Below are 18,877 nucleotides of genomic sequence, written 5' to 3'. Positions count from 1 at the left end.
AGGGGGCTTTGTCGTTATACGGCGAGGACTTTATCCAGCGCCTTCTGCGCGGCGACGAAGTGCTGGCCGCCAAAAAGAATAGCGCGGTTAATCAGCGTATAGAGCTGGTAAATGGGCTGACGGTCGAGAAAATCGGTCGGAAGCGGGGACACCGACTGATAGCCATCGTAGATCTGCGGTGGGCGATCCGGATGCAGCGGCAGCATGGCCAGATCGCACTCACGGTCTCCCCAGTAGCAGGCAGGATCAAAAATGTAGGGCCCGTTCGGCCCAAGCGCGCAGTTATTTGACCACAAATCGCCGTGCAGCAGAGAAGGCTGAGGCTGATGTGCGCTCAGGCGCTGCTGCACGTGATCGACGATCGCGTCGATATCGCCAAACTCCATGCCTTTTTCCGCCGCCAGCTCGAGCTGCCAGCCGATGCGCTGCTCGGAAAAGAATGTCGACCAGCGACGCTGCCAGGCGTTGGGCTGCGGGGTAGTGGAGAGATCGTTATCAAAATCGAGACCGAACTGCGGCTGATCGCTCCACTGATGTAAGTGCGCCAGCTGTTGACCCAGCAGGAAGGCATTGTGCGCGTCCAGCGGACGAGGCGGGAGATATTCCATCACCAGGAAACTGTAGTCGCGGTCTGCGCCGACGACGAAGACCTCTGGGACAGACACCGTTTTACTGCGAGAGAGCAGCTCCAGCTGGTCGGCCTCTGCGGTAAAAATGGGCAACAATTCACGTTCATCGCACTTCACGAAAAAATCACGACCGGCATAACGCATATGCCACGCGGCGTGAATTTCTCCGCCGGGCAGTTCATTACGCAGATCGATTTCGCCACTTCCGAGTTGCTCGCCTAACAGGCTACTGATCGCTTGCCACATGATGTCTCTCCCCATGTTTTCTGCCGTATCATAAGGTTAGCGCATTACTGCCGGGTAAAAATTCGAGCTATACCGCACAACGGGTAAAAAGAATGTAGAAAGCAGAAGCGACGTAATAACGTTTCTGCTACAGACGTATGGTGACTCAACCAGCGGAGACACTCGATTGTTAACAATGGAGTTTGCTTAGCATAGTTGATTACAACAATTTAGCGACCTGCGGGTTAGCCCGCAGGGGCGTTTTCCTGCACATTTAGTGCGATTGCAGGTAGTCGTAGATCTTTTGCGTATTCTCGCGCGAGCACAGGCGGGTGCCTTGATTAAGCGTCGCGGCGCTGCCTGCTGCCACACCGTAGCGAACCATGTCCTGCAGGCTGGCGTTTTCCGCCAGTTTCAACGTCATCGCGCCGACCATGCTGTCGCCCGCGCCAACGGTGCTTTGGCTTTTAATGGGGGGCGGGACAACTTGCACGCAGCTATGCGCGTCAACGGCCAGCGCCCCTTGGGCACCTAGCGACACCACGACACGGTGGGCTTTTCCACTGCGGACCAGTTCCTGCGCGGCGTTGCGGACGTCGTCCGGCTGGCTTAAATCGCGCTGTACCAGCGCACTTAGCTCTTTTTGATTCGGTTTTACCATCTCGATATTGCCAATCTCCAGCGCGGCCGTGAGCGCCTCGCCGGAACTGTCGATAATGCAGCGTAATCCGTGCTGTTGAGCGGCACGGATCAGGGCGACAAATTGCAGCAGTGAAACGCCGGGCGGTAAACTGCCGCTGATGACTAATAACGAGCCCGGGGGAATCTGTAACACCTGCGTCTGAAGCGCCTGAATTTCGTCATCATGTAACGCAGCGCCCGGCATCACAAAACGGTACTGCTCGCCGCTGGCATCAATGTGTACGTGCAGGTTCTGACGCGTCCATTCACGCGAGGCAATGGTCACGACGGGAACATGTTCAGTCTGCAGCAGCGTAACCAGATGTTCGCCCGTTGCGCCGCCCGCCGGGAAGAGGGCGGTGGCGTTGCCGCCAAGGAAGGTTATCGCCCGTGCAACGTTAATCCCACCGCCGCCCGGTTCAAAAATGGGTGCGCTACAGCGGAGTTTCCCCTCAGGATAGATTTGCGGCGTTTGGGTCGCGCTGTCGAGAGAAGGGGCGAACGTGAGTGTGTAAATTTTAACCATAGCTATAAACTCCATTTATGAGCTAATGAGCGGCTCGAAACACATGTAGAGGTAAGTCTGGCACCTGGGTAACAATAAATAAAGCAACAACGGCATGATTTTTATAGAAAAGAGTAAATAAATGCTTACTTTTATTATGAAATAAAATGCGGTTTAAGAACGCTCTTATTCAAAAAATGACAGCAGATTAGGATTGCTATGTTATACGTGGCTTTTTATAATTTGTTGCCTTTCTATGGACCACCCCGTCGTTGATCCTCGCGAAAGTTTCCGGGACGTAAGCGTCTCCTTTTTTGTTGTACGGACTCATAATAAATGAAGCTTTTGAAGACAGTACCGGCAGCGGTTGTGCTGCTGGGGGGCGTGTTTGCGTCTGCGTATGCAACCGCCAGTGATACCGTTTTTACTGTCATGGATGACCCAACAGCCGCTAAGAAACCTTTTGAAGGTAACGTGAATGCGGGCTACCTCGCGCAATCAGGTAATACTAAAAGCTCGTCAGCCACCGCTGATACGACGCTGACCTGGTACGGCGATACGACAGCATGGTCCCTGTGGGGCAATGCCAGCAATACTTCGGCTAACGATGAACGATCTTCTGAAAAGTACGCCGTTGGCGGCCGTAGTCGTTATAACATGACGAATCAAGACTATCTGTTCGGTCAGGCCAGCTGGTTGACTGACCGCTATAACGGCTATCATGAACGAGATGTCTTCACGGCTGGTTATGGTCGTCAGTTCCTGAATGGCCCTATTCACAGCTTCCGCTTTGAATTTGGTCCAGGGGTTCGCTATGACGAATATACCGATGGCAACACGGAAACCCAGGCGCTCGGCTACGCTTCTGCTGCCTACGCGTGGCAGATGACCGACACCGCCAAATTTACTCAGGGCGTATCCGTCCTGGGGGCTGATGATACCACCGTGAACTCAGAGACCGCGCTGAACGTGGCAATCAACGCACACTTCGGTCTGAAGGTGGCTTACAACGTCACCTGGAACTCTGAGCCGCCGGAAACTGCGCCGAATCACACCGATCGCCGCACTTCTCTGACGCTGGGTTATACCATGTAATATTTATGGGCCGGTTTTCTTCCGGCCTGTATTTTCAGTTTAGCGTATTGTGTTATTCTTAAATTCAACCGCTGTTTTATTTAATTAAAAATACACTCCCTCCATAATATCTCCATATTTGCCGTTTTAGACATATATTCAGTAAATTTGACACGAATAGCTAAATATTTTGACTAGTCAAAAGTGTGATCTGGATCTAGACTATGTTCAAGGGCGAAATGATGCCTGGCAGTCTAGAGTCTTAATCCAGTTAGAGAATAAACATTATGAAAAATATCAAAATCGCATCTGCAGCTATTCTGCTGTCAGCACTCTCTTTCGGCGTATTTGCCGCCGAACCTGCAACGCAGCCAGCCCGTACCACTAACGCCACCACCGTTCAACACGTGGGGATCTCCAGCGCTTATGACGTTGAAGCGGGTTCTAACATCGCCCCCGGCTCACAGTCTACCGGCCGCTCTATGGACGACGCATTCAATGTCCATACCCTTGTTGCGGGTGAGTGGTATTAATCATTCTGTGCTGTAATAATTTGATTTAATTATTTTATACCGGCAGAGAAAACCGGGTAGAGATGTACCGGTTTTTCTTGCTGCTGTTGATATTTAGCTAATTAAGTATGTTGATATTTAAAACGATAGTTCGGATATTTTAACGGCACGTATTGTTAATTGAATCGGGTTAAGCGCATTTTTTGTATATAAATGATCTTTAACCATACTTTTTCCAACCCTCATTCTTTCCGTTTTATTATCCCCAAATCATTGCTGCCCATCGCAGCAACAGCATGGCACCACAGATAGCGATCAGCACTAGCACCATTTTCCAGTGTTTTTTTGCAAATCGATGTGTTGGCATGGTCCATTCCTTTTGGCATTGAATGCACTTAGTGTACCAGAATCTCGCACCTGGCGTATTTCCCTCTTATAGTTCTTGTGTCGTCTTATGCGGAGAACAGGTATGCGCAACCCCACCTTATTACAATGCTTTCATTGGTATTATCCCGCCGGTGGTGAATTGTGGCTGGAAGCGGCGGCGTTGGCGCCCAGCTTGAACGAAATTGGTATCAACATGATTTGGCTGCCGCCGGCCTGCAAAGGGGCGTCTGGGGGGTATTCCGTTGGCTATGACAGCTACGATCTTTTTGATTTGGGGGAGTTCGATCAGAAAGGAACGGTGGCAACCAAATATGGCGATAAATCTCAGCTGCTGGCGGCCATCGATGCCCTGAAACAACATGATATTGCGGTGCTGATGGACGTGGTCGTCAACCATAAGATGGGAGCAGATGAGAAGGAGCGTATCCGCGTACAGCGCGTGAATGCAGACGATCGTACGCAAATCGATGACGAAGTCATTGAGTGTGAAGCGTGGACCCGCTACACGTTTCCCGCGCGCGCAGGAAAATACTCGCAGTTTATCTGGGATTTCAGATGTTTTAGCGGCATTGACCATATCGAGAACCCTGACGAAGATGGCATCTTCAAAATCGTGAACGACTATACCGGCGAAGGCTGGAGCGATCAGGTCGACGACGAAATGGGGAACTATGACTATCTGATGGGCGAAAATGTTGATTTTCGCAATCAGGCGGTGGCGGAAGAATTGAAATACTGGGCACGGTGGATGCTTGAGCAGACCGGCTGCGATGGTTTTCGCCTGGATGCCGTTAAACATATCCCCGCGTGGTTCTATAAGGCGTGGATTGAGCACGTGCAGGAAGTGGCCGCCAAGCCGCTGTTTGTTGTTGCGGAATATTGGTCCCATGATGTCGAGAAATTACAGCAGTACATTGCTCAGGTTGAGGGGAAAACTCTGCTGTTTGATGCCCCATTGCAAATGCATTTCCACGATGCGTCGCGCATGGGACGCGATTATGACATGAGCCAGATCTTTACCGGTACGTTGGTTGAGGCCGACCCGTTCCATGCGGTTACGCTGGTGGCGAACCATGATACCCAGCCGCTTCAGGCGTTGGAAGCGCCGGTGGAAGCCTGGTTTAAACCGCTGGCTTATGCGCTAATCCTGCTGCGTGAAAACGGCGTGCCGTCGGTCTTTTATCCCGATCTGTTTGGCGCCCACTATGAAGATAGCGGCGGGGACGGTGAAAACTACGTTATCGACATGCCGGTGATTGAGCAGCTACACGAGCTGATTCATGCCCGCCAGCGCTTCGCCCACGGTGTACAGACCCTGTGGTTCGATCATCCGAACTGCATTGCCTTTAGTCGCAGTGGAACAGAAGATATGCCGGGCTGCGTGGTGGTGCTGTCTAATGGCGACGCCGGTGAAAAGACGCTGACGCTCGGCGAAAATTATGCCAATAAGCGCTGGAAAGATTTTCTTAATAACCGCGAGGAGTGTGTTGAAACCGACGACGCGGGGGGCGCGACCTTTACCTGTAATGGCGGTAGCGTCAGCGTGTGGGTGATGGAGGAGGTGCTGTAAGCGCCAGTCAGTCACCATCATCGCCATTGGCGGTGACGATGCGCTGCTTTTATCGTCGATAGCGGCAGTCATCGGCTGTCGTCGCCAATTCACACTTTTCTGCCAGGTCAGCGGCGTGTACACTGGTGCTTCGGTATCAGGGCGTTAATGCGGGTACATTCAGAGTACTTGTGGATGTACACACTTAGCAGAGTGAAGCTCAGAAACGCATTTAACAAACTGATATTTCTAAATACTTTTGTTTTGTATGTGCTCTTTCGTGTGGGGCACCACTGCAAATAAGGACATGAAATGCCTGTAATTACTCTTCCTGATGGCAGCCAACGCCATTACGACCACGCCGTTAGCCCGATGGATGTCGCTCTGGACATCGGCCCTGGTCTGGCAAAAGCCACCATCGCTGGGCGCGTGAACGGTGAACTGGTTGATGCATCCGACATTATTGAAAATGATGCCACGCTGTCTCTCATTACTGCAAAAGATGAAGACGGTCTGGAAATCATTCGTCACTCGTGTGCTCACCTGCTTGGACACGCTATCAAACAGCTGTGGCCTAACACCAAAATGGCGATCGGCCCGGTTATCGACAACGGTTTCTATTACGACGTCGATCTTGACCATACGCTGACCCAGGAAGACATCGACGCGCTCGAAAAACGTATGCACGAGCTTGCCGAGAAAAACTACGACGTCATCAAGAAAAAGGTCAGCTGGCATGAAGCTCGCGATACTTTCGTAAAACGTGGCGAAACCTATAAAGTTTCCATTCTTGATGAAAATATCGCGCATGATGACAAACCTGGTTTGTATCATCACGAAGAATACATCGACATGTGCCGCGGTCCGCACGTGCCGAATATGCGTTTCTGCCACTACTTCAAGCTGATGAAAACCGCAGGCGCCTACTGGCGTGGCGACAGCAACAATAAAATGCTGCAACGTATCTACGGTACGGCGTGGACGGACAAAAAAGCCCTGAATGCCTATCTGCAGCGTCTGGAAGAAGCGGCAAAACGCGACCACCGTAAAATCGGTAAGCAGCTTGACCTGTATCATATGCAGGAAGAAGCGCCGGGCATGGTCTTCTGGCATAACGACGGCTGGACCATCTTCCGTGAGCTGGAAACTTTCGTACGCTCCAAGCTGAAAGAGTACCAGTATCAGGAAGTGAAGGGCCCGTTCATGATGGACCGTGTGCTGTGGGAAAAAACCGGCCACTGGGACAACTACAAAGATGCGATGTTCACCACCTCTTCGGAGAACCGCGAATACTGCATCAAACCGATGAACTGCCCGGGGCACGTTCAGATCTTTAACCAGGGTCTGAAATCCTACCGCGACCTGCCGCTGCGTATGGCGGAGTTCGGTAGCTGCCACCGTAACGAACCGTCTGGTGCGCTGCATGGTCTGATGCGCGTACGCGGCTTTACTCAGGATGACGCCCATATCTTCTGTACAGAAGAGCAGGTGCGTGATGAAGTGAACGCGTGCATTCGTTTAGTCTATGATATGTACAGCACTTTCGGTTTTGAAAAAATCGTGGTCAAACTTTCAACGCGTCCGGAAAAACGTATCGGCAGCGATGAAATGTGGGACCGTGCAGAAGCGGATCTGGCCGTCGCGCTGGAAGAGAACAACATCCCGTTTGAATATCAACTGGGTGAAGGCGCGTTCTATGGTCCGAAAATTGAGTTTACCCTGTATGACTGCCTCGATCGTGCTTGGCAGTGCGGTACTGTACAGCTGGACTTCTCCCTGCCGGCTCGTCTGAGCGCCTCTTATGTGGGCGAAAACAACGAACGTCAGGTCCCGGTAATGATTCACCGCGCCATTCTCGGTTCACTGGAGCGCTTCATTGGCATCCTGACCGAAGAATTTGCCGGTTTCTTCCCGACATGGCTTGCGCCGGTGCAGGTTGTGGTGATGAATATTACCGATTCTCAGTCTGAATACGTTAACGAATTGACCCGTAAACTACAAAATGCAGGCATTCGCGTAAAAGCAGACTTGAGAAATGAGAAGATTGGCTTTAAAATCCGCGAGCACACTTTACGTCGTGTCCCTTACATGTTGGTCTGTGGCGACAAAGAGGTTGAAGCCGGCAAAGTTGCCGTGCGCACCCGTCGTGGCAAAGACTTGGGCAGCCTGGACGTAAACGAAGTGATTGAGAAGCTGCAACAAGAGATTCGCAGCCGCAGTCTTCAACAACTGGAGGAATAAGGTATTAAAGGCGGAAAACGAGTTCAAACGGCACGTCCGAATCGTATCAATGGCGAGATTCGCGCCCAGGAAGTTCGCTTAACTGGTCTGGAAGGTGAGCAGCTGGGTATTGTGAGTCTGAGAGAAGCAATCGAAAAGGCTGAAGAGGCTGGAGTAGATTTAGTTGAAATCAGCCCTAACGCCGAACCGCCAGTTTGTCGTATCATGGACTACGGCAAGTTCCTTTATGAAAAGAGTAAGTCTTCTAAGGAACAGAAGAAAAAGCAAAAAGTTATCCAGGTTAAGGAAATTAAATTCCGTCCTGGGACCGATGATGGCGATTACCAGGTAAAACTCCGCAGCCTGGTACGCTTTCTCGAAGATGGCGATAAGGCTAAGATCACGCTGCGTTTCCGCGGTCGTGAGATGGCCCACCAGCAGATCGGTATGGAAGTGCTTAACCGCGTCCGTGACGATCTGAGTGAACTGGCAGTAGTCGAATCCTTCCCTACGAAGATCGAAGGCCGCCAGATGATCATGGTGCTCGCTCCTAAGAAGAAACAGTAAGGCCTTCAAGTAGCAATGTCCGTGGAGCTTTCGGGCTTCACTGGCGTTGTTCGCCTATGTTTCGTTTATTAACAATGCGAAGTGGAAGTTATTAAGATGCCAAAGATTAAGACCGTACGCGGTGCTGCTAAGCGCTTCAAAAAAACCGGTGGTGGTGGATTTAAGCGTAAGCACGCAAACCTGCGTCATATTCTGACCAAAAAATCTACTAAACGTAAACGTCACCTGCGTCCAAAAGGCCTTGTTTCTAAAGGCGATCTGGGTCTGGTTATCGCGTGCCTGCCGTACGCATAAGCCGTTAACGTTTAATTTTTTTACTAAGAATATAGATACAGGAGAGCACATATGGCTCGCGTAAAACGTGGTGTAATTGCACGTGCACGTCACAAGAAAATTTTGAAACAAGCTAAAGGCTACTACGGTGCGCGTTCTCGCGTATACCGCGTTGCCTTCCAGGCTGTTATCAAAGCTGGTCAGTACGCTTATCGTGACCGTCGTCAGAAAAAGCGTCAGTTCCGTCAACTGTGGATTGCGCGTATCAACGCAGCAGCACGTCAGAACGGCATTTCTTACAGCAAATTCATCAACGGCCTGAAAAAAGCCTCTGTTGAAATCGACCGTAAGATCCTGGCTGACATCGCAGTATTCGACAAAGTAGCGTTCACCGCTCTGGTCGAAAAAGCGAAAGCAGCACTGGCATAAGCCAGTTGGAAGAGGGAGCTAGTCTCCCTCTTTTCATTTTAATCGCATCAAAACGTTGACATTTATTCCAGTAGCCCTTTCAATAAAGGTGTTACGACCCTTACCACACAAGGTAACGCAAGCATGAATGCTGCTATTTTCCGCTTCTTCTTTTACTTTAGCACCTGAATCCAGGAGGCTTGCGCGTGAAAGAAGAAACGAAAAATCAGCGCCAATAAGCCTCCGGATGGAGGCTTTTTTTGTATCTGAATTCGAGATTAAGTCCACCAAACCGGTGTCTGCACCGACATAATGAGGAAAACCATGTCACATCTCGCAGAGCTGGTTGCCAGTGCCAAGGCAGCCATTAACCAGGCTTCAGATGTTGCCGCGTTAGACAATGTCCGCGTCGAATATCTGGGCAAAAAAGGGCATCTGACCCTTCAGATGACCACACTGCGTGACCTGCCGCCAGAAGAGCGCCCGGCCGCAGGCGCGGTCATTAACGAAGCGAAAGAGCAGGTGCAGCAGGCACTGAACGCGCGTAAAGCCGATTTGGAAAACGCCGCGTTGAACGCCCGTCTGGCCGCAGAGACCATTGACATCTCCCTGCCGGGTCGTCGTATTGAGAACGGTGGTTTACACCCGGTAACGCGTACTATCGACCGTATTGAAAGTTTCTTCGGTGAGCTCGGCTTTACCGTTGCAACGGGCCCGGAAATCGAAGATGACTACCATAACTTCGATGCGCTGAACATCCCAACGCACCACCCGGCACGTGCTGACCACGACACTTTCTGGTTTGACGCCACCCGTCTGCTGCGTACCCAGACTTCCGGCGTACAGATCCGTACCATGAAAGATCAGCAGCCGCCAATTCGTATCATTGCGCCGGGCCGCGTCTATCGTAACGACTACGATCAGACCCACACCCCGATGTTCCATCAGATGGAAGGCCTGATTGTTGATAAAAACATCAGCTTTACCAACCTGAAAGGGACGCTGCACGATTTCCTGCGCAACTTCTTTGAGGAAGACCTGCAGATTCGTTTCCGTCCGTCCTACTTCCCGTTTACCGAACCGTCAGCGGAAGTTGACGTGATGGGCAAAAACGGTAAATGGCTTGAAGTGCTGGGCTGCGGCATGGTGCACCCGAACGTCCTGCGCAACGTGGGTATCGATCCGGAAGTTTACTCCGGCTTCGCCTTCGGTATGGGCATGGAACGTCTGACTATGCTGCGTTACGGCGTCACCGATTTACGTGCATTCTTCGAAAACGATCTGCGTTTCCTCAAACAGTTTAAATAAGGGCAGGGCAACATAATGAAATTCAGTGAACTGTGGTTACGCGATTGGGTTAACCCGGCTATCGACAGCGAAGCGCTGTCCGATCAAATCACCATGGCGGGTCTGGAAGTCGACGGCGTTGAAGCCGTGGCCGGCTCCTTCAATGGCGTGGTAGTGGGTGAGGTCGTTGAATGCGCCCAGCACCCGAATGCGGACAAACTGCGCGTTACAAAAGTTAACGTGGGCGGCGAACGTCTGCTGGATATCGTCTGTGGCGCGCCGAACTGCCGCCAGGGTTTGAAAGTTGCGGTCGCGACTATTGGCGCCGTACTGCCGGGCGACTTCAAAATTAAGGCCGCTAAACTGCGCGGTGAACCGTCAGAAGGGATGCTGTGCTCCTTCTCCGAGCTGGGCATTTCCGACGATCATAGCGGTATTATCGAGCTGCCGGCCGACGCGCCGCTGGGTACCGATATCCGTGAATACCTGAAGCTTAACGATAACACTATCGAAATCAGCGTGACTCCGAACCGTGCCGACTGCCTGGGCATCATTGGCGTTGCCCGCGACGTTGCGGTGCTGAACAAGCTGCCGCTCAACGCGCCGGAAATTGCGCCAGTAGCGGCAACCATCGCAGATGTGATGCCGATTGACGTAGAAGCAGCCGATGCCTGCCCGCGCTATCTGGGCCGGGTGGTCAAAGGTATCAACGTGAAAGCGCCAACCCCGCTGTGGATGAAAGAAAAACTGCGTCGTTGCGGTATTCGATCCATCGATGCCGTGGTTGATGTCACCAACTACGTCCTGCTGGAACTGGGTCAGCCGATGCATGCGTTCGATAAAGATCGCATTGAAGGCGGCATCAAAGTGCGCATGGCGAAAGAGGGCGAAACGCTGGTGCTGTTGGACGGCTCTGAAGCCAAACTTAGCGCCGACACGCTGGTGATTGCCGATCATAACAAAGCGCTGGCGATGGCCGGTATCTTTGGTGGCGAGCATTCTGGGGTGAATGATGAAACCCAGAACGTGCTGCTGGAATCGGCGTTCTTCAGCCCGCTGTCCATCACCGGACGCGCACGTCGTTATGGCCTGCATACCGATGCGTCTCACCGCTACGAACGTGGCGTTGACCCGGCGCTGCAGTACAAAGCCATGGAACGCGCTACCGCGCTGCTGATTGAACTGTGCGGCGGCGAAGCGGGTCCGATTGTTGACGTTACCCACGAAGCCTCACTGCCGAAGCGTGCAACTATCACGCTGCGTCGCAGCAAGCTGGATCGCCTGATTGGCCATCACATTGCCGATGACCAGGTGACGGATATCCTGACCCGTCTGGGCTGTGAAGTGACCGTCGGTAACGACCAGTGGCAGGCGGTTGCGCCAACCTGGCGTTTCGATATGGAGATTGAAGAAGATCTGGTTGAAGAAGTGGCGCGTGTTTACGGCTACAACAGCATCCCGAACGAGCCGGTACAGGCCGGTCTGGTGATGGGTAGCCATAAAGAAGCCAATCTGTCGCTCAAACGCGTCAAAACCATGCTTAACGACAAAGGCTACCAGGAAGTGATCACCTACAGCTTCGTGGATCCGAAGGTCCAGCAGCTGGTGCACCCTGGTGAAGAAGCGCTGATTCTGCCAAGCCCGATTTCCAGCGAAATGTCCGCGATGCGTCTGTCTCTGCTCACCGGCCTGTTGTCGACGGTGGTTTATAACCAGAACCGTCAGCAGAACCGCGTGCGTATTTTCGAGACTGGCCTGCGCTTTGTTCCGGATACGCAGGCTCCGCTGGGTATTCGCCAGGACGTGCTGCTGGGCGGCGTGATTTGCGGTAACCGCTATGACGAACATTGGAATCTGGCGAAAGAGACCGTTGATTTCTACGATCTGAAGGGCGATTTGGAATCCGTTCTCGACCTGACCGGTAAATTGTCTGAAATTGAGTTCAAAGCGGAAGCCAACCCGGCCCTGCATCCAGGCCAGTCCGCCGCCATTTATTTGCACGGTGAACGTATTGGTTTCATTGGTGTTATCCACCCGGAACTGGAACGTAAACTGGACCTGAACGGCCGTACGCTGGCGTTTGAACTGGAGTGGGACAAGCTCGCAGACCGCGTGGTTCCTCAGGCGCGTGACGTTTCTCGCTTCCCGGCAAACCGTCGTGATATCGCCGTCGTTGTGGCTGAAAATGTGCCTGCGGCAGATATTTTAAACGAATGTAAGAAAGTTGGCGTAAATCAGGTAGTTGGCGTAAACTTATTTGACGTGTACCGCGGTAAGGGTGTTGCGGAAGGCTATAAGAGCCTTGCTATCAGCCTGATTCTACAAGATACCAGCCGTACACTCGAAGAAGAGGAGATTGCCACTACCGTTGCCAAATGCGTAGAGGCATTGAAAGAGCGATTCCAGGCATCATTGAGGGATTGAACCTATGGCGCTTACAAAAGCTGAAATGTCAGAATATCTGTTTGATAAGCTTGGGCTTAGCAAGCGGGATGCCAAAGAACTGGTGGAGCTGTTTTTTGAAGAGATCCGTCGTGCTCTGGAAAACGGTGAACAGGTTAAGCTGTCCGGCTTTGGCAACTTTGATCTGCGTGACAAAAATCAACGCCCGGGACGTAACCCAAAAACGGGTGAAGATATTCCCATTACAGCCCGGCGTGTGGTGACCTTCAGACCAGGACAGAAGTTAAAAAGCCGGGTCGAAAACGCAACACCCAAAGAAGAGTAATTCTGCACTAACTAAAAAGGCCGCTGATGCGGCCTTTTTCTTTTCTGTGCGGCATTGTCACCGTAAAATCAACCGCTTCTCTACGGGCTGACGGATAACTATGCAGGTTTACGTACATCAACAGCAGCGGCGCAACCGCCGCTGGCTTGTCGGGCTGTCTCTGGCGCTACTGTGTATGCTGGCGATCAGCCTTTGCGCGGGTGAGCGCTGGATCCCGCCCGGCGAATGGCTGACCGCAAAAGGCCAGCTGTTTATCTGGCAGATTCGCCTGCCGCGAACCGCCGCCGTACTGTTGGTGGGGGCCGCGCTGGCCCTTTCCGGCGCGGTGATGCAGGCGTTGTTTGAAAACCCGCTCGCCGAGCCGGGGCTGCTGGGCGTCTCTAACGGCGCGGGCGTCGGACTTATCGCGGCGATTATGCTCGGCCAGGGCAGCCTGCCGGGATGGGCTCCCGGGCTTGCGGCCATTGCCGGTGCGCTGGTGATTACCGCGATTCTGATGCGCTTCGCGCGTCGTTACCTGTCGACCAGCCGGCTGTTGCTGGCGGGGGTGGCGCTAGGGATTATCTGCAGCGCCATCATGACGTGGGCCGTCTATTTCTCGACCTCGTTCGATCTGCGTCAATTAATGTATTGGATGATGGGCGGTTTTGGCGGCGTGGACTGGCAGCAGGTGTGGCTGATGATTGCACTATTGCCGGTGATTATCTGGGTCTGCCTGCAATCACAGCCTCTGAATCTGCTGGCGCTGGGGGAAACGTCTGCCCGCCAGCTGGGCGTGCCTATCGCATTCTGGCGCAAGCTGCTGGTGATGGCGACCGGCTGGCTGGTCGGCGTGAGCGTCGCGCTGGCTGGGGCGATTGGGTTTATCGGTCTGGTGGTGCCGCACATGCTGCGCCTGTGCGGTCTGACCGATCACCGGGAGCTGCTGCCTGCCAGCGCGCTGGCGGGAGCCTGTACGCTGCTGTTTGCCGACATTGTCGCGCGACTGGCGCTGTCGGCGGCGGAACTGCCAATTGGCGTGGTGACGGCGACGCTCGGCGCGCCGGTGTTTATCTGGCTGCTGCTCAGGTCAGGACGCTACGCGTGAATGAAAAGGCTTGCCGTCGGGCTAGCCTATCTGTCTATTATTAAAGACCGGGCGATAAGACCCCCTAACACGCTGAAATGAGGATGCTATGCAAACCACGATTCTGAACACCCCCGTGACCACCATTGACGGCGAGAACACGACCCTGGAACGCTATCAGGGCAAGGTCCTGCTGATTGTTAACGTGGCGTCGAAGTGCGGCCTGACGCCGCAGTACGAACAGCTGGAGGCGCTGCAAACGTCATTGCAGGATGAAGGCTTCACCGTGCTGGGCTTTCCCTGTAATCAGTTCCTGGGCCAGGAACCGGGCAGCGAAGAAGACATTAAAATCTTCTGCAGCGCGACTTACGGCGTAACTTTCCCGCTGTTCAGTAAAATTGAAGTGAACGGTGCAACGCGTCATCCGCTGTACAGTTTGTTGACGCGCCTGGCGCCGGTTGCCATTGCGCCGCAGGGGAGCGGCTTTTATGAGCGAATGGCGAGCAAAGGACGTGCGCCCGCGCATCCTGGTGACATCCTGTGGAACTTTGAGAAGTTCCTGATTGGCCGTGACGGACGCGTTATCGATCGTTTCTCCCCGGATATGACGCCGGACGATCCGATTCTGACGGCGGCGATTAAGCAGGCTATCGCCGAGCTATGACCACGTTGATGCAGCTTCAACACGTCGGCGAAGGCGTCCGTCTTCAGGACTTCAGCGCCGACGTGGCGCGCGGGGAAATCGTGCATCTGGTCGGGCCGAATGGCGCCGGGAAAAGCACGTTGCTGGCCAGAATGGCCGGTCTGCACCGCGGTAAGGGCGAGATTACGTTGAACGCGCAGCCGCTGGAGGCATGGCCTGCTCCCGAGCTTGCGCGCCACCGAGCCTATCTCTCCCAGCACCAGACGCCGCCTTTTGCCATGCCCGTCTGGCAATTTCTGATGCTGCATCAGCAGGGGGGGCAGCACTCGCCGCTTGCCGTCCATATTACCGATGCGCTGGGGCTGAAAAACAAGCTTGCACGCAACGTTAATCAGCTTTCCGGCGGTGAATGGCAGCGCGTCAGGCTGGCGGCGGTGATGCTGCAAATTCACCCCGCAGCGAATCCGGACGGGCAGCTGCTGTTGCTCGATGAGCCGATGAACAGCCTCGACGTATCCCAGCAGGCGGCGCTGAACAAAATGTTGGATGAACTCCGTGCCGCAGGCGTGGCTATCGTAATGAGCAGCCACGATCTGAACTACACGCTACGCCATGCCGATCGCGTGTGGCTATTATGCCAGGGGCGATGCATTGCCCGTGGTGAAACTGAAAATGTAATGCAGCCGAAGAATTTAGCTGCAGCGTATAATATGCATTTTCAGCGGCTGGACATTGCCGGTCATCAAATGCTCATTTACGATGAAGTCGGCGAAAATTAATCCAACTCCGCTTATCGGGGCGCGGATTGCTTGCCAGCCAATACGCAATGGATATAATTTATTTGCTGAATAAAAAAATAGAGGATTCGCTGGATATGCGTTTCTGGGCTCTTTTTCTCGTCGCATTCATTTTAGCAGGGTGCAGTAGCCATCGTGCACCGCCGCCGAATCCCCGGCTTGCGGATTCGATCACCGTGATTGCCAGCTTAAACGATCAGCTGCAAAACTGGCACGGTACGCCATATCGCTATGGCGGAATGAATCGTCGCGGCGTTGATTGTTCTGCGTTTGTGCTGGTGACGTTCCGTGATAAATTCGAAATGCAGTTACCGCGCGAAACGCGACAGCAGGCGAAAATTGGCACCGAAATAGACAAAGACGATCTGCTGCCCGGCGATCTGGTGTTCTTCAAGACTGGAGCAGGTGAGAGCGGGCTTCATGTCGGTATCTATGACACCGATAACAAATTTATCCATGCCTCTACCAGCCAGGGCGTGACGCGATCGTCGCTTAACAACGTCTACTGGCAGAAAAACTTCTGGCAGGCCAGGCGAATTTAATCGAAAAGAAAAGGAGGCGAAATGCCTCCTTTTCTTTTTATAGACGGCATAAATTTAATTAATCCGCCCGTATTATTCTGATTTTGTTAGGCGAGATCATAGAACTTCAGGTTGATTGTGTTAATCCATTACTTTCGATTACAATCATTATGATCCAGTGACGGACTATAAAAATAAAAAGGGACCGATGAAAGGAATAACCACCACATTCACTACCGTAGGTTTTTTGCTTTGTGACGTCAGGAACCCGGACATGACTTTTAGTGAAGGGCAGTCGCAATGATGGTATCGCTGGATAATACGTATTGTTCTCAATTGTTTTTCCTACCCGCGAGAAATAGCGACGGGCAGCTTGTCGGTCTGAAAATTGTCAGCCAGTTTAGCGGTATTGATAACGACATCCGCATTCCCACCGGCCTGGTGCTGCCGCGCCTGACGCCGCAGCAAGAAATCACTCTCTTCGAGGAAAAGCTGGCGCTGCTGAACAACTGCCAGCTGTTCTTTCTTCAGCACAATCTCAAAGCCTGGATAACGATCCCCCCTGGCCTCGTAGACGTGCTGCTGGCCGATGCTGAACTGGCCGCCAGCGCTCAGCGTTTTCCGTTTCTCGAATTAGCCGTCAGTGAAAGTTTCCCAGGGCTGAATCAAATAGACGATCAGCATCCGCTGGCGCAGCTGAGCCTGTACTTTCCATTGGTCTTAAGCGACTTTGGGTCCGGTGATGCCTCTACCCGGGCGGTGTTTAGCGGGCTGTTCAGCCGTGTCGTACTCGACCGCAACTTTGTACAGCGGCAGGCGAGATCTGCGTCATTTGAGCCGTTTATGCGCGCTATCGTGACGCAGATCCAGCCTTACTGTCAGGGAATCATGATTTCCGGCGTCGATGACGACAATACGCGTCAGCGCGTCGCGTCCTATGGCTTTAGCGGTATGCTCGGCAGCCTGTGGCCTGTCGTTGCCGAATCCTCCCTCATCACCCTCGTTCAACAATAACCCTGCTCTTACCCGGGTGTTTAACGTACAGTAACCCAATACACTACGGGCAGGAGGAACCATGAACCTGTCATTTAACACCCGCTGGCGCGACGAGCTGCCAGGTTTTTACACAGCGCTACGGCCCACGCCGCTGCATAACGCTCGCGTTATCTGGCACAACGCACCGTTGGCGCAAGAGCTTGAGATACCGGAATCATTCTTTACCCCTGCACAGGGCGCTGGCGTCTGGGGCGGTGAAGCGCTGCTGCCGGGCATGTCGCCGTTGGCCCAGGTCTACAGCGGTCATCAGTTTGGCGCATGGGCCGGTCAACTGGGTGACGGGCGGGGTATTTTGCTTGGTGAACAGCAGCTGTCGAATGGCCGTACGGTTGACTGGCACCTCAAGGGCGCAGGGCTGACGCCGTATTCACGTATGGGCGACGGCCGCGCGGTGTTACGCTCAACTATCCGCGAAAGTCTGGCTTCTGAGGCGCTGCATTATCTGGGTATTCCCGGTACTCGCGCGCTGACGATAGTCACCAGCGATACGCCGGTGTACCGTGAAACGGTCGAGTCCGGTGCGATGCTGATGCGCATTGCCGAAAGCCATATTCGTTTCGGGCATTTCGAGCATTTCTACTATCGCCACGATATCGACAGTGTGCGCACGCTGGCAGACTTCGCCATCCGCCATTACTGGCCGCACTTGCAGCATGAGGCCGACGGCTACGCACTGTGGTTCCAGGATATTGTCGCCCGCACCGCGCGGATGATTGCCCGTTGGCAAACGGTCGGTTTTGCCCATGGGGTGATGAATACGGACAACATGTCGATTCTGGGGCTGACGCTGGACTATGGTCCGTTCGGTTTCCTCGATGACTATCAGCCCGCCTTTATCTGTAACCATTCCGATCATCAGGGCCGCTACCGCTTCGATAACCAGCCCGCCGTAGGGCTGTGGAACCTTCAGTGCCTGGCGCAGGCGCTGTCTCCGCTGATTGCGGTCGATACGCTTAATGCGGCGCTCGACGACTATCAGACGGTGCTCTTCCGCGAGTACGGTCAGCGAATGCGCCGTAAACTGGGGCTGTTTAGCGAAGAAAATGGCGACAACGATCTGCTGAATGGATTGTATGCGCTGATGGAGCGCGAGGGCAGCGACTACAGCCGAACCTTCCGTCTGCTTAGCGAAACTGAGCAGCATAACGGCGCCTCGCCGCTGCGCGATGAGTTTATCGATCGTGCGGCGTTTGACGCCTGGTTTACGCAGTATCGCGCGCGCTTACAGCAAGAGCAGGTTGATGATGCGCAGCGTCAGCAGGCGATGAAGCAGGCCAATCCTGCCATTGTGCTGCGAAACTGGCTGGCCCAGCGGGCGATTGAGCAGGCGGAGAAGGGGGACTATCAGGAACTGCATCGCCTGCACGATGCGCTTCGCGATCCGTGGTGCGATCGTGACGACGAATACAGCCGTCGTCCGCCGGACTGGGGCAAACGACTGGAAGTCAGCTGTTCAAGCTAAGGGCTATTGGCTGCGCCAGCAAACGGCGGCGCAGCTATTTCGTCAGTATCAGTTTTCCTGCCTGGGTTTGACGCAGCAGATAGCGCTGCTCACCGTGTTCAATGATTAACCGGCCTTCCTGGCCCAGCAGCGTTTTGCTGTCGACCCGGCGGTCGTTGGGTAGGGGATGAGGAGTATGATCCTTTTGCGGTTCCTGCGTTGCGCACGTATCCATTTGCGTTATTTAATAATGAAAATTAATGTAACAATGATAACTATTATCAATATTCAATAAGTTAACCGCAAGT

The 18,877-nt window shown here is 53.4% G+C and carries 21 protein-coding genes and 1 other annotated feature; of the genes, 17 read left to right on the top strand and 4 right to left on the bottom strand.

Annotated features, from left to right (window positions below; all coding sequences use genetic code 11):
• Window positions 1-14: 14 nt before the first annotated feature.
• Together V6942_RS10750 and pfkB are read right to left on the bottom strand one after the other, a co-directional pair.
• Window positions 15-875 (bottom strand): fructosamine kinase family protein, encoded by an 861-nt coding sequence (locus V6942_RS10750; RefSeq protein WP_106930823.1) that lies wholly within the window; start codon window positions 873-875, stop codon window positions 15-17.
• Window positions 876-1,128: 253 nt separating this feature from the next.
• Complete coding sequence (gene pfkB / locus V6942_RS10745) at window positions 1,129-2,061, bottom strand: 6-phosphofructokinase II (protein WP_333501244.1); 933 nt, start codon at window positions 2,059-2,061, stop codon at window positions 1,129-1,131.
• A gap of 315 nt (window positions 2,062-2,376) precedes the next feature.
• Here pfkB and V6942_RS10740 point away from each other — a divergent pair, with 315 nt between their 5' ends.
• Window positions 2,377-3,135, top strand: coding sequence for a DUF481 domain-containing protein (locus V6942_RS10740; protein WP_106930827.1), 759 nt, complete (start codon window positions 2,377-2,379; stop codon window positions 3,133-3,135).
• A 266-nt stretch (window positions 3,136-3,401) separates the two neighbouring features.
• The gene (locus tag V6942_RS10735; protein ID WP_106929232.1) at window positions 3,402-3,647 is read left to right on the top strand and encodes a hypothetical protein; all 246 of its coding nucleotides are present in this window, start codon (window positions 3,402-3,404) and stop codon (window positions 3,645-3,647) included.
• A gap of 238 nt (window positions 3,648-3,885) precedes the next feature.
• On the opposite strand, the gene yniD is transcribed toward V6942_RS10735, so the two are convergent.
• Window positions 3,886-3,993 carry a small membrane protein YniD gene (gene yniD, locus V6942_RS10730; RefSeq protein WP_100249959.1) on the bottom strand — a complete coding sequence of 36 codons (108 nt, stop codon included), beginning with the start codon at window positions 3,991-3,993 and terminating at the stop codon, window positions 3,886-3,888.
• Between the two features lie 102 nt (window positions 3,994-4,095).
• Here yniD and amyA point away from each other — a divergent pair, with 102 nt between their 5' ends.
• The 15 genes from amyA to selO all read left to right on the top strand — a co-directional run bounded on the left by amyA (window position 4,096) and on the right by selO (window position 18,590).
• Entirely contained in the window at window positions 4,096-5,583 is a 1,488-nt protein-coding gene (gene amyA / locus V6942_RS10725) for an alpha-amylase (protein WP_333501243.1), read from the top strand.
• A 291-nt stretch (window positions 5,584-5,874) separates the two neighbouring features.
• Window positions 5,875-7,803, top strand: a complete 1,929-nt coding sequence (thrS, locus tag V6942_RS10720; RefSeq protein WP_106929228.1) for a threonine--tRNA ligase — start codon at window positions 5,875-5,877, stop codon at window positions 7,801-7,803.
• Between the two features lie 3 nt (window positions 7,804-7,806).
• Complete coding sequence (infC, locus tag V6942_RS10715; protein ID WP_071845866.1) at window positions 7,807-8,349, top strand: translation initiation factor IF-3; 543 nt, start codon at window positions 7,807-7,809, stop codon at window positions 8,347-8,349.
• A gap of 96 nt (window positions 8,350-8,445) precedes the next feature.
• A complete protein-coding gene (rpmI, locus tag V6942_RS10710) occupies window positions 8,446-8,643 on the top strand; it encodes a 50S ribosomal protein L35 (RefSeq protein WP_003030583.1) in 198 nt (65 codons plus the stop codon).
• A gap of 51 nt (window positions 8,644-8,694) precedes the next feature.
• Window positions 8,695-9,051, top strand: a complete 357-nt coding sequence (gene rplT, locus V6942_RS10705; protein ID WP_013366084.1) for a 50S ribosomal protein L20 — start codon at window positions 8,695-8,697, stop codon at window positions 9,049-9,051.
• A 118-nt stretch (window positions 9,052-9,169) separates the two neighbouring features.
• Window positions 9,170-9,294: a sequence feature (Phe leader region), on the top strand.
• Entirely contained in the window at window positions 9,175-9,219 is a 45-nt protein-coding gene (gene pheM, locus V6942_RS10700; RefSeq protein ID WP_001386830.1) for a pheST operon leader peptide PheM, read from the top strand. (Overlaps the previous feature by 45 nt.)
• A 60-nt stretch (window positions 9,295-9,354) precedes the next feature.
• Window positions 9,355-10,338 carry a phenylalanine--tRNA ligase subunit alpha gene (pheS, locus tag V6942_RS10695; protein WP_106929226.1) on the top strand — a complete coding sequence of 328 codons (984 nt, stop codon included), beginning with the start codon at window positions 9,355-9,357 and terminating at the stop codon, window positions 10,336-10,338.
• A 15-nt stretch (window positions 10,339-10,353) separates the two neighbouring features.
• Window positions 10,354-12,741 (top strand): phenylalanine--tRNA ligase subunit beta, encoded by a 2,388-nt coding sequence (gene pheT, locus V6942_RS10690; protein WP_182928994.1) that lies wholly within the window; start codon window positions 10,354-10,356, stop codon window positions 12,739-12,741.
• 4 nt (window positions 12,742-12,745) lie between these two features.
• Window positions 12,746-13,045, top strand: a complete 300-nt coding sequence (gene ihfA, locus V6942_RS10685; RefSeq protein ID WP_003030571.1) for an integration host factor subunit alpha — start codon at window positions 12,746-12,748, stop codon at window positions 13,043-13,045.
• A gap of 100 nt (window positions 13,046-13,145) precedes the next feature.
• Window positions 13,146-14,132, top strand: a complete 987-nt coding sequence (gene btuC, locus V6942_RS10680; protein ID WP_333501242.1) for a vitamin B12 ABC transporter permease BtuC — start codon at window positions 13,146-13,148, stop codon at window positions 14,130-14,132.
• A gap of 88 nt (window positions 14,133-14,220) precedes the next feature.
• The gene (locus V6942_RS10675; RefSeq protein ID WP_333501241.1) at window positions 14,221-14,775 is read left to right on the top strand and encodes a glutathione peroxidase; all 555 of its coding nucleotides are present in this window, start codon (window positions 14,221-14,223) and stop codon (window positions 14,773-14,775) included.
• Window positions 14,772-15,533, top strand: coding sequence for a vitamin B12 ABC transporter ATP-binding protein BtuD (gene btuD, locus V6942_RS10670; RefSeq protein WP_106929218.1), 762 nt, complete (start codon window positions 14,772-14,774; stop codon window positions 15,531-15,533). Before V6942_RS10675 ends, btuD begins: the two co-directional genes overlap by 4 nt.
• Before the next feature lie 95 nt (window positions 15,534-15,628).
• On the top strand, window positions 15,629-16,093 hold the full coding sequence (locus V6942_RS10665) for a C40 family peptidase (RefSeq protein ID WP_106929238.1): 465 nt from the start codon (window positions 15,629-15,631) through the stop codon (window positions 16,091-16,093).
• Between the two features lie 279 nt (window positions 16,094-16,372).
• Window positions 16,373-17,086 (top strand): EAL domain-containing protein, encoded by a 714-nt coding sequence (locus tag V6942_RS10660; protein WP_106929216.1) that lies wholly within the window; start codon window positions 16,373-16,375, stop codon window positions 17,084-17,086.
• 61 nt (window positions 17,087-17,147) lie between these two features.
• Window positions 17,148-18,590 (top strand): protein adenylyltransferase SelO, encoded by a 1,443-nt coding sequence (gene selO / locus V6942_RS10655; protein WP_333501240.1) that lies wholly within the window; start codon window positions 17,148-17,150, stop codon window positions 18,588-18,590.
• Between the two features lie 34 nt (window positions 18,591-18,624).
• On the opposite strand, the gene hemP is transcribed toward selO, so the two are convergent.
• A complete protein-coding gene (gene hemP / locus V6942_RS10650) occupies window positions 18,625-18,804 on the bottom strand; it encodes a hemin uptake protein HemP (protein WP_106929212.1) in 180 nt (59 codons plus the stop codon).
• Window positions 18,805-18,877: the final 73 nt, after the last annotated feature.

The organism is Kluyvera genomosp. 2 (assembly GCF_036759865.1).
GTDB lineage: Bacteria > Pseudomonadota > Gammaproteobacteria > Enterobacterales > Enterobacteriaceae > Kluyvera > Kluyvera ascorbata_B.
Note: the sequence above shows the minus strand (reverse complement) of the source record. Positions and strands in the feature narration are given on the sequence as shown.

Bases quoted from the DNA above. Each gene is read 5' to 3' on its own strand.
- rplT (WP_013366084.1), top strand. From the start codon at position 8,695: ATGGCTCGCGTAAAACGTGGTGTAATTGCACGTGCACGTCACAAGAAA.
- V6942_RS10750 (WP_106930823.1), bottom strand. From the start codon at position 875: ATGTGGCAAGCGATCAGTAGCCTGTTAGGCGAGCAACTCGGAAGTGGC.
- pheT (WP_182928994.1), top strand. From the start codon at position 10,354: ATGAAATTCAGTGAACTGTGGTTACGCGATTGGGTTAACCCGGCTATC.
- pfkB (WP_333501244.1), bottom strand. From the start codon at position 2,061: ATGGTTAAAATTTACACACTCACGTTCGCCCCTTCTCTCGACAGCGCG.
- V6942_RS10735 (WP_106929232.1), top strand. From the start codon at position 3,402: ATGAAAAATATCAAAATCGCATCTGCAGCTATTCTGCTGTCAGCACTC.
- yniD (WP_100249959.1), bottom strand. From the start codon at position 3,993: ATGCCAACACATCGATTTGCAAAAAAACACTGGAAAATGGTGCTAGTG.
- amyA (WP_333501243.1), top strand. From the start codon at position 4,096: ATGCGCAACCCCACCTTATTACAATGCTTTCATTGGTATTATCCCGCC.
- btuD (WP_106929218.1), top strand. From the start codon at position 14,772: ATGACCACGTTGATGCAGCTTCAACACGTCGGCGAAGGCGTCCGTCTT.
- selO (WP_333501240.1), top strand. From the start codon at position 17,148: ATGAACCTGTCATTTAACACCCGCTGGCGCGACGAGCTGCCAGGTTTT.
- hemP (WP_106929212.1), bottom strand. From the start codon at position 18,804: ATGGATACGTGCGCAACGCAGGAACCGCAAAAGGATCATACTCCTCAT.
- thrS (WP_106929228.1), top strand. From the start codon at position 5,875: ATGCCTGTAATTACTCTTCCTGATGGCAGCCAACGCCATTACGACCAC.
- rpmI (WP_003030583.1), top strand. From the start codon at position 8,446: ATGCCAAAGATTAAGACCGTACGCGGTGCTGCTAAGCGCTTCAAAAAA.
- ihfA (WP_003030571.1), top strand. From the start codon at position 12,746: ATGGCGCTTACAAAAGCTGAAATGTCAGAATATCTGTTTGATAAGCTT.
- pheS (WP_106929226.1), top strand. From the start codon at position 9,355: ATGTCACATCTCGCAGAGCTGGTTGCCAGTGCCAAGGCAGCCATTAAC.
- V6942_RS10660 (WP_106929216.1), top strand. From the start codon at position 16,373: ATGATGGTATCGCTGGATAATACGTATTGTTCTCAATTGTTTTTCCTA.
- V6942_RS10740 (WP_106930827.1), top strand. From the start codon at position 2,377: ATGAAGCTTTTGAAGACAGTACCGGCAGCGGTTGTGCTGCTGGGGGGC.
- V6942_RS10665 (WP_106929238.1), top strand. From the start codon at position 15,629: ATGCGTTTCTGGGCTCTTTTTCTCGTCGCATTCATTTTAGCAGGGTGC.
- V6942_RS10675 (WP_333501241.1), top strand. From the start codon at position 14,221: ATGCAAACCACGATTCTGAACACCCCCGTGACCACCATTGACGGCGAG.
- btuC (WP_333501242.1), top strand. From the start codon at position 13,146: ATGCAGGTTTACGTACATCAACAGCAGCGGCGCAACCGCCGCTGGCTT.